Below are 9,021 nucleotides of genomic sequence, written 5' to 3' on the forward strand. Positions count from 1 at the left end.
ACCGGGCCGCGGGCGGTGACCGCGGGTCCGGTCAGACGGGGCCCGCCACCACCGACACCGTCTTCGGCAGCGACACGCCCGAGCCGTCGCGGCGCGGGTCGGGCTCCGGCAGGCTCACCGGCGTGCCGTTCTTCTGGGCGGCACGGGCCGGAGTCGGGCCCGCCCAGGCCAGGGCCAGACAGTCCTCGCCCTTCAGGAACCGCTGGCAGCGCACGCCGCCGGTGGCCCGGCCCTTGCGCGGGAACTGGTCGAACGGGGTCAGCTTCGCCGTCGTCTGGACGGAGTCGTCCAGCGTGCCGCGCGAGCCCGCGACCGTGAACACGACCGCGTCCGCCGCCGGATCGACCGCCGTGAAGGTGATGACCTTCGCGCCCTCCGCGAGCTTGATGCCCGTCATACCGCCGGCGGGCCGGCCCTGCGGACGGACCTGCCCGGCCGGGTAGCGCAGCAGCTGCGCGTCGTCGGTGATGAAGACCAGGTCCTCCTCGCCCGTACGCAGCTCGACCGCGCCGACGATCCGGTCGCCCTCCTTGAGCGTGATGACCTCCAGCTCCTCCTTGTTGGAGGGGTAGTCGGGCACCACGCGCTTGACGACACCCTGTTCGGTGCCGAGCGCCAGGCCCGGCGACGACTCGTCGAGCGTCGTCAGGCACACGACCTGCTCGTCGTCCTCCAGGGAGATGAACTCGGCCAGGGGCGCCCCGCCCGAGAGGTTCGGCGTCGGCATCGTCTCCGGGAGCAGGGGGAGGTCGACGACGTTCAGCCGGAGCAGGCGGCCGGCCGAGGTGACCACGCCCACCTCACCGCGGGCCGTGGCCGGCACCGCCGAGACGATCACGTCGTGCTTGACCCGCTTGGCGGCGCCGTCCTGCGCGAACGGCTCGTCGTTCACCGTACGGGCCAGCAGGCCCGTGGAGGACAGCAGCACGCGGCACGGGTCGTCCGCCACCTGCAGCGGTACGGCGGCCGCCGGGGTCCCGGCCGACTCCAGCAGGAGCGTACGGCGGTCATTGCCGAACTTCTTGGCCACCGCGGCCAGTTCGCCGGAGACCAGCTTGCGCAGCTCCGCGTCCGACTCCAGGATCCGGGTCAGCTCCGCGATCTCCGCGGTCAGCCGGTCCCGCTCCGCCTCCAGCTCGATGCGGTCGTACTTGGTCAGACGGCGCAGCGGCGTGTCCAGGATGTACTGGGTCTGGACGTCACTGAGGGAGAAGCGCTCCATCAGGCGCTGCTTGGCCTGCGCGGAGTTCTCGCTGGAGCGGATGAGGCGGATGACCTCGTCGATGTCCACCAGTGCCGTGAGCAGGCCCTCGACCAGGTGCAGGCGGTCGCGCTTCTTGCTGCGGCGGAACTCCGAACGCCGGCGTACGACGTCGAAGCGGTGGTCGAGGTAGACCTCCAGCAGTTCCTTGAGGCCCAGGGTGAGCGGCTGGCCGTCCACCAGCGCCACGTTGTTGATGCCGAAGGACTCCTCCATCGGCGTCAGCTTGTACAGCTGCTCCAGGACCGCCTCCGGCACGAAGCCGTTCTTGATCTCGATGACGAGCCGCAGGCCGTGCTCGCGGTCGGTGAGGTCCTTGACGTCGGCGATGCCCTGGAGCTTCTTCGACCCGACCAGGTCCTTGATCTTGGCGATCACCTTCTCCGGGCCGACCGTGAAGGGCAGCTCGGTGACGACCAGGCCCTTGCGGCGCGCCGTCACGTTCTCCACGGTGACCGTCGCGCGGATCTTGAAGGTGCCGCGGCCCGTCCGGTACGCGTCCCGGATGCCGGACAGGCCGACGATCCGGCCGCCGGTGGGCAGGTCGGGGCCCGGGACGTGCTTCATCAGGGCGTCGAGATCGGCGTTCGGGTACCTGATCAGATGACGCGCGGCCGCGATGACCTCGCGCAGGTTGTGCGGCGGCATGTTGGTGGCCATGCCGACGGCGATGCCCGACGCGCCGTTCACCAGGAGGTTCGGGAAGGCGGCGGGCAGCGCGACCGGTTCCTGCTCCTGGCCGTCGTAGTTGGGAGCGAAGTCGACCGTGTTCTCGTCGATGGACTCGGTCATCAGGCTCGTGGCCTCGGCCATCCGGCACTCGGTGTACCGCATGGCGGCGGGCGGGTCGTCGTTGCCCAGCGAGCCGAAGTTCCCGTGGCCGTCGACCAGGGGCACGCGCATCGAGAACGGCTGGGCCATGCGCACCAGGGCGTCGTAGATCGAGGCGTCGCCATGGGGGTGCAGCTTGCCCATGACCTCGCCGACGACGCGGGCGCACTTCACGTAGCCGCGCTCGGGCCGCAGACCCATCTCGTTCATCTGGTAGACGATGCGGCGGTGCACCGGCTTGAGGCCGTCGCGCGCGTCCGGCAGGGCGCGGGAGTAGATGACCGAGTACGCGTACTCGAGGAAGGAGCCCTGCATCTCGTCGACGACGTCGATGTCGAGGATCTTCTCCTCGTACGAGTCGTCGGGCGGCGGGGTCTTCGTGCTGCGGCGGGCCATCGCTGCCGGCTCCTTGCTGAAGCGTGTGACGGGATCTGACGCGGACCATTGTGGACCGTCGCACTGACAAGCGGGACCAGGACCCGGCTCCGGCCGTCCGGCGCGGGCGGGGTGTGGCGGCGCGAGCAGGGTACGCGCACGTGCCGCGGACGCCGCGAGCGGGGGCTCCGGCGGGCCGGGCGGCGAGGCGGGGCCGGTGGCGCGGACGTCGGCCGCGCCACCGGCGCGCGCCGACGGCCGTTGCGGCACGAACCGGGCCGAAGGCCACCGGTGGGCCGCCCCGCGCGGGGCGGCCTCGCGGCCCGCCGTGCGCGGGGGCGGGGCCTTGTGGGTCTGCCGTGCGTCGGGGCGGGGCCTGCAGATCGGCCGGGTGCCGGGGCCGGGGTGCGCGACCCGGTCGTGCGGTGGTCCGTGCCCGTGCGGTCCGGTGCCCGTCGGCGTGTGCGACGCGCCCGGGCGGTGGCGCCCCGGATGTCTCGTCCGCCCCACGGCTCGCACCGGCATCGTCACCGGCCTCACAGCTTCTCGCTCTCGGCGTAGTCGGCCCCGTCCGGGAACTTCACCGGCGGTCCGCACGCTTGCATACAGTGGCAGGACCGGCAGAAACGGCGGTTTCGACGACCGCCTCCGCGATCGAAGGGACGTACATGCCCATGGGTCACACGGCCACAGCCCAGGCAGGCTCCGGCGGCCTGACAGCGACCGAGCACCGCCTGGCCAACGGCCTGCGCGTGGTGCTCTCCGAGGACCACCTGACCCCGGTCGCCGCGGTGTGCCTGTGGTACGACGTCGGTTCACGCCACGAAGTCAAGGGGCGTACCGGCCTGGCTCACCTTTTCGAGCACCTCATGTTCCAGGGTTCCGCCCAGGTGAAGGGCAACGGTCACTTCGAGCTGGTGCAGGGCGCCGGCGGTTCGCTCAACGGCACCACCAGCTTCGAGCGCACCAACTACTTCGAGACCATGCCCGCCCACCAGCTGGAACTCGCCCTCTGGCTGGAGGCCGACCGCATGGGCTCCCTGCTGGCCGCCCTGGACGAGGAGTCCATGGAGAACCAGCGGGACGTGGTCAAGAACGAGCGCCGCCAGCGCTACGACAACGTGCCCTACGGCACGGCCTTCGAGAAGCTGACCGCCCTCGCCTACCCGGAGGGCCACCCGTACCACCACACGCCGATCGGGTCGATGGCGGACCTGGACGCGGCCACCCTGGAGGACGCCCGCCAGTTCTTCCGCACGTACTACGCGCCGAACAACGCCGTGCTCTCCGTCGTCGGCGACATCGACCCGGAGCAGACGCTCGCCTGGATCGAGAAGTACTTCGGCTCCATCCCGTCCCACGACGGCAAGCCCGCGCCCCGCGACGGCTCGCTGCCCGACGTCATCGGCGAGCAGCTGCGCGAGATCGTCGAGGAGGAGGTCCCCGCGCGGGCGCTGATGGCCGCCTACCGGCTGCCGCAGGACGGCACGCGCGCGTGCGACGCGGCGGACCTGGCGCTCACCGTCCTCGGCGGCGGCGAGTCCTCGCGGCTGTACAACCGGCTGGTACGGCGCGACCGTACGGCCGTGGCGGCCGGGTTCGGCCTGCTGCGGCTGGCCGGGGCGCCCTCCCTCGGATGGCTGGACGTGAAGACGTCCGGTGACGTGGAGGTGCCGGTGATCGAGACGGCCATCGACGAGGAGCTCGCCCGGTTCGCCGAGGAGGGCCCCACGGCCGAGGAGATGGAGCGCGCCCAGGCACAGCTGGAGCGCGAGTGGCTGGACCGCCTCGGCACGGTCGCGGGCCGCGCCGACGAACTGTGCCGGTACGCCGTCCTGTTCGGCGACCCGCAGCTCGCCCTGACCGCGGTCCAGCGCGTCCTCGAGGTGACGGCGGAGGAGGTGCAGGAGGTCGCCAAGACCCGCCTGCGCCCCGACAACCGCGCGGTGCTCGTCTACGAGCCCCTCGCCCCCGAAGCGCAGGACGCAGAGGAAGCCGCCGCAGTCGCCGGCACCGACGAGAACGAGGAGGCGGCGAAGTGACCGAGCTCGCCACGATGGACTTCCACCCCCAGCCGCAGCCGGGCGAGGCCAGGCCCTGGGCCTTCCCGGCCCCCGAGCGCGGCACGCTCGGCAACGGCCTGACCGTCCTGCGCTGCCACCGCCCCGGTCAGCGGGTCGTCGCCGTCGAGGTGCTCCTCGACGCCCCCCTCGATGCCGAGCCGACCGGACTCGACGGTGTCGCCACGATCATGGCGCGGGCCTTCTCCGAGGGCACCGACAAGCACTCCGCCGAGGAGTTCGCCGCCGAACTGGAGCGCTGCGGCGCCACCCTGGACGCGCACGCCGACCATCCCGGTGTCCGTCTGAGCCTCGAGGTCCCGGCCTCGCGGCTCGCCAAGGGGCTCGGGCTGATCGCCGACGCCCTCCGGGCGCCCGCGTTCGCCGACAGCGAGGTCGAGCGGCTGGTCCGCAACCGCCTCGACGAGATCCCGCACGAGCTGGCCAATCCCTCCCGCCGGGCCGCCAAGGAGCTCTCCAAGGAGCTGTTCCCGGCGAGTTCGCGCATGTCGCGTCCGCGCCAGGGCACCGAGGAGACGGTCGCCGGCATCGACTCCGCGGCCGTGCGCGCCTTCTACGAGAAGCACGTCCGTCCCGCCACGGCGACCGCGGTGGTCGTCGGCGACCTCACCGGTGTCGACCTGGACGCGCTGCTCGGCGACACGCTCGGCTCCTGGACGGGCTCCCCGGCCCGGCCCCGGCCCGTTCCGCCGGTGGTCGCCGACGACACCGGCCGGGTCGTGATCGTGGACCGTCCGGGCGCCGTCCAGACGCAGTTGCTGATCGGCCGCATCGGCCCGGACCGGCACGACCGCGTGTGGCCCGCGCAGGTGCTCGGCACGTACTGCCTCGGCGGCACCCTCACCTCCCGCCTGGACCGCGTCCTGCGCGAGGAGAAGGGCTACACCTACGGCGTCCGGGCCTTCGGACAGGTCCTCAGGTCCGCCCCGGACGGCACGGGCGCGGCGATGCTGGCCATCAGCGGCTCCGTCGACACCCCGAACACCGGCCCCGCCCTGCAGGACCTGTGGACGGTGCTGCGCACGCTCGCCGCGGAGGGGCTCACCGACGCCGAGCGGGACGTCGCCGTGCAGAACCTGGTGGGCGTCGCGCCGCTCAAGTACGAGACCGCCGCGGCCGTCGCGAGCACCCTGGCCGACCAGGTCGAGCAGCACCTGCCCGACGACTACCAGGCCCAGCTGTACCGGCAGCTCGCCGCGACCGGCACCGTGGAGGCGACCGCCGCGGTCGTCAACGCCTTCCCGGTGGACCGCCTGGTGACCGTCCTCGTCGGTGACGCGGCGCAGATCAAGGCGCCCGTGGAGGCTCTCGGGATCGGTGAGGTCACCGTGGTGACGGCCGAGTAGGCGGTCGGGGGGACACACGCGCGGGGCCCTGGTGACTCATGTGTCACCAGGGCCCGCTCATGCCCGAATTGGGGTGGAGGTTGCCTGTCTGCCCTGTGGGATGCGCTACAAAACCCGGGTTCCGTTTGGGAATGGGAAGATCCCCCGCTTAGCGTCTTCCGGGCTGTTCGTCGGGCAGTGCGCCGCATCCGCGGCACCGGACAGCCATCGCCGAGTCCCCGTACGGCGCGAGCCAGGGGAGCCGGGGACCCGCCCTCCTGCCGCCGCCTTCGCGGCTGGAGGGGCCCAGCAGTCCCTGGGGTGAATCGGACGCCCGCGCGTGTCGCGAGGGGGTCCGTAGGAGACCTTCCTGCTCCGAACCCGTCAGCTAACCCGGTAGGCGAGAGGGAAGGAAAGGACCAGTCTGTACATGGCGTTCACCCGCGCCACCGGGAAGCATCGTCGTCCCAGCCGGATCGAGCGCGGCACCGCCCGTGCGGCGGGCGTCGCGGCCCTCACCACCACCGGCGTCGTCGGTTCCTTCGCGGCCCCCGCGCTCGCCGCCGAACCCGCCGCCGCGCAGACCGGCCTCACCCCCGTCATCACCCTGGGCGACGCGGTCGCCGCCAAGATCGACGCCCAGGCGGCCGCCCAGCACGAGGCCGCGCGGGAGGCCGCCGAGGCCGCCGCGCGGAAGGCGGCCGAGGAGGCCGCGCGCGAGAAGGCGGCCGAGGCGGCCGAGGAGGCCCGCGCCGAGAAGGAGCGCGCCGCGCGGGAGGCCGAGCGCAAGCGCCTCCACACCTTCGTCTCCCCGATCCCCGGCTCGTACGTCTCGACCGGCTACAAGAGCGGCGGCGCCGTCTGGTCCTCCGGCAGCCACACGGGCGTCGACTTCCACGCCGCGAGCGGCACCCCCGTCCAGTCGGTCGGCATGGGCACCGTCGTGGAGGCCGGCTGGGGCGGCGCGTACGGGAACCAGGTCGTCATCAAGATGCACGACGGCACGTACACCCAGTACGGTCACCTGTCGTCCATCGGCGTCTCGGTGGGCCAGCAGGTCACTCCCGGGCAGCAGATCGGCCTGTCCGGCGCCACCGGCAACGTCACGGGCGCGCACCTGCACTTCGAGGCCCGGACCACCGCCGAGTACGGCTCCGACATGGACCCCGTCGCCTATCTCCGCGCGCACGGCGTGAACCTCTGACGCGCGTCCGCCTTCGCACCCTTCCGCACGGCGCACGCCGCCGCTTCCCGGCCCCGGCTTCCGAGCCGGGGCCTTCGGCGTCGGAAGGGACCGGTTGTCCAAAAAATACGCATGGATTCCGGCCCGCCGTCGGAAATTCCCGCCGACTGCAATAGAGTCACGGAACACACGTCAATCGTCGGCGTTTCACGGGGATTAAGCCGGAGGTCGGTCATGCGTATTCCCGCGCACTCGGTGTGCACGGCGATCCGGGACGACATCGTCGCGGGGATCCACGAGCGGGGCAGCCGGCTCACCGAGGAAGTGCTCGCCCGCCGTTACGGCGTCTCCCGCGTCCCCGTCCGGGAGGCCCTGCGCACGCTGGAGGCCGAGGGGTTCGTGGTGACCCGGCGGCACGCGGGCGCGTGCGTCGCGGAACCCACCGAGCAGGAGGCCGCCGACCTGCTGGAGATGCGCCTGCTCCTCGAGCCGCTCGGCGCCTCCCGCGCGGCCCAGCGCCGCACCGAGGCCCACCTGAAGGTGCTGCGCGGTCTGGTCCGTCTGGGGCAGGAGCGCGCCCGCCGGGGCAACAGCGACGACCTGCGCTCCCTGGGCGGATGGTTCCACGAGACGCTCGCCCAGGCCTCCGGCAGCCCGGTGCTGACGTCGACGCTGATCCGGCTGCGGCACAAGATCGCCTGGATGTACGCCGTCGAGGGGCCCTTCGACCCGGTGGAGTGCTGGGCGGAGCACGGCGCGATCGTGGACGCCGTGGCGCGCGGCGACGGCGAGCGCGCGCGGGCCGTCACGGCGCAGCACGCCGAGCGCGCGACCGCCGCGCACCGCCTGCGGTCCGTCCCCGGCGCCGACCGGACGGACCGCGCGGAGCGTGTGAGGAACTCGCAACATCCCGTAAACATGCCGAGCCTGCGGTATTAACACGAGGGCCGTATACAAAGAGAAAGAAACGGCGGGGACTTCTTTTCGCTGCCCTTTTCCGGGTGTGCGGAGAATTCACGGCCGCCCTCTTGCGGTCGCGCCTTTCGGGTGCCCGCGCAAAAGCAGGCGCGGAAATCGGTTCGCCGGACGGGGGATGGGACCGGCACGAAAACGCCGGAGCCGCGTCGCCCGGAACGGACGACGCGGCCCCACCGCTGTCGCGAACTCGCTCAGACGGTCTCGGGGAGCTCCTCGAGACCCTCGGAGACCAGCTTCGCCAGACGGTCCAGGGCGGCGTCCGCGCCCTCCGCGTCGGAAGCGAGGACGATCTCCTCACCGCCCTGGGCGCCCAGACCCAGAACGGCCAGCATGGAGGCCGCGTTGACGGGGTTGCCCCCGGCCTTGGCGATCGTCACCGGGACGCCTGTGGCCGTGGCGGCTCGGACGAAGATGGAGGCGGGGCGGGCGTGGAGACCCTCGGCCCAGCCGACGTTGACGCGGCGCTCAGCCATGTGTTGCTGCCCTTCAGTCTTCAGGGTTGTCTAGACCAGTTTCCCACATCGTGAAGCATGCCGGGAGCGCACCTGCTCCCGCTCCCGGGCGGGTTCCGGACCGCGGCCTCGGTCCGGCTCGTCGCCCTCCACAGACTGCCTCGCGCCGTTGTCGTGCGCGAGCCGTACTCTGGGGCCCATGCAGACCTCGTCGGACCGGCACGAGTATCCCGCCCACTGGGAGGCCGACGTGGTGCTGCGCGACGGCGGCACCGCGCGCATCCGCCCCATCACCGTCGATGACGCCGAGCGCCTGGTCAGCTTCTACGAGCAGGTGTCGGACGAGTCGAAGTACTACCGCTTCTTCGCGCCCTACCCGCGCCTGTCCGCGAAGGACGTCCACCGCTTCACGCACCACGACTTCGTGGACCGGGTGGGACTCGCGGCCACCGTGGGCGGCGAGTTCATCGCCACCGTACGCTACGACCGGATCGGCGCCGACGGAACGCCCGCGTCCTCCCACCCGTCGCCCGCC

6 protein-coding genes, 1 pseudogene and 1 riboswitch are annotated in these 9,021 nt (G+C 72.3%); of the genes and pseudogenes, 5 read left to right on the forward strand and 2 right to left on the reverse strand.

Annotation, left to right across the window (positions count from 1 at the left end; translation table 11 throughout):
• Window positions 1-31: 31 nt before the first annotated feature.
• Window positions 32-2,488 carry a DNA topoisomerase IV subunit A gene (locus RIM90_RS10780; RefSeq protein ID WP_309060399.1) on the reverse strand — a complete coding sequence of 819 codons (2,457 nt, stop codon included), beginning with the start codon at window positions 2,486-2,488 and terminating at the stop codon, window positions 32-34.
• A gap of 647 nt (window positions 2,489-3,135) precedes the next feature.
• Between RIM90_RS10780 and RIM90_RS10785 the strand changes: the two genes are divergently transcribed.
• From RIM90_RS10785 to RIM90_RS10800, 4 genes are all read left to right on the forward strand, one after another.
• Entirely contained in the window at window positions 3,136-4,509 is a 1,374-nt protein-coding gene (locus tag RIM90_RS10785; RefSeq protein ID WP_309060400.1) for a pitrilysin family protein, read from the forward strand.
• Window positions 4,506-5,894: a pitrilysin family protein gene (locus tag RIM90_RS10790; protein WP_309060401.1), complete on the forward strand. Its 1,389-nt coding sequence runs from the start codon at window positions 4,506-4,508 to the stop codon at window positions 5,892-5,894. The genes RIM90_RS10785 and RIM90_RS10790 overlap by 4 nt, the downstream gene beginning before the upstream one ends.
• A gap of 198 nt (window positions 5,895-6,092) precedes the next feature.
• A riboswitch (cyclic di-AMP (ydaO/yuaA leader) is annotated at window positions 6,093-6,291 on the forward strand.
• A 12-nt stretch (window positions 6,292-6,303) separates the two neighbouring features.
• A complete protein-coding gene (locus RIM90_RS10795) occupies window positions 6,304-7,077 on the forward strand; it encodes a M23 family metallopeptidase (protein WP_309060402.1) in 774 nt (257 codons plus the stop codon).
• A gap of 213 nt (window positions 7,078-7,290) precedes the next feature.
• Window positions 7,291-7,995, forward strand: coding sequence for a GntR family transcriptional regulator (locus RIM90_RS10800; protein ID WP_309060403.1), 705 nt, complete (start codon window positions 7,291-7,293; stop codon window positions 7,993-7,995).
• Window positions 7,996-8,225: 230 nt separating this feature from the next.
• On the opposite strand, the gene RIM90_RS10805 is transcribed toward RIM90_RS10800, so the two are convergent.
• Window positions 8,226-8,507 (reverse strand): HPr family phosphocarrier protein, encoded by a 282-nt coding sequence (locus RIM90_RS10805; RefSeq protein ID WP_030342958.1) that lies wholly within the window; start codon window positions 8,505-8,507, stop codon window positions 8,226-8,228.
• A gap of 178 nt (window positions 8,508-8,685) precedes the next feature.
• Here RIM90_RS10805 and RIM90_RS10810 point away from each other — a divergent pair.
• A pseudogene (locus tag RIM90_RS10810) lies at window positions 8,686-9,021 on the forward strand (acyl-CoA synthetase); the annotation flags it as partial.

Source organism: Streptomyces sp. (genome assembly GCF_031181555.1).
GTDB lineage: Bacteria > Actinomycetota > Actinomycetes > Streptomycetales > Streptomycetaceae > Streptomyces > Streptomyces fimbriatus.